Origin of the sequence: Shewanella sp. 10N.286.45.A1, assembly GCF_041470405.1 — a bacterium.
In the GTDB taxonomy this organism is placed as follows: domain Bacteria; phylum Pseudomonadota; class Gammaproteobacteria; order Enterobacterales; family Shewanellaceae; genus Shewanella.
This window is the reverse complement of sequence record NZ_JBFRMK010000052.1, coordinates 1,179-1,682: the sequence shown is the minus strand read 5'-3', so window position 1 is coordinate 1,682 and position 504 is coordinate 1,179. Positions and strand designations below refer to the sequence as shown.

Genomic DNA, 504 nt, shown 5'->3' with positions numbered 1-504 from the left:
AGCTTATTCAAAACTGTTTACAATCCAATGGTGTCGCCACGCTTCGTAAGCGAAAATTACCTATGGAGTCTATGGTTTGGGCTGTTATCGGCATGGCCTTATTTAGGGGCGAGTCCGTTAGGCAACTGATTAATAAACTGGATATTATCCTCCCAAATGAAGTCGACTATGTTGCTCGAAGCGCTGTCACCCAAGCAAGAAAGAAATTGGGCAGTGACGTTGTAGAAGACATCTTTCGACAGACTCAACAGCGGTGGAACATGCAGGCTGAGCATCCACAATGGTGCGGCCTTAATCTTTATGGCGTCGACGGTGTCGTTTGGAGAACCCCTGATACACCTGAAAACGATAGTGCTTTTTCTCGCACGAGTAATCAATCGAGCCATGCTTCCTACCCCCAAGTTCGCATGGTGTGCCTAATGGAGCTCAGTAGTCATCTGTTAGTCGACTCATCTTTTGCTAGTGTGGCTGAAAATGAAATGACATTAGCCGCTAACCTCATCA

The 504-nt window shown here is 46.4% G+C and carries 1 protein-coding gene; it reads left to right on the top strand.

Annotation, left to right across the window (positions count from 1 at the left end; translation table 11 throughout):
• Positions 1–504: IS4 family transposase (locus tag AB4238_RS04985; protein WP_372031935.1), on the top strand; the 504-nt coding region annotated here is incomplete at both ends.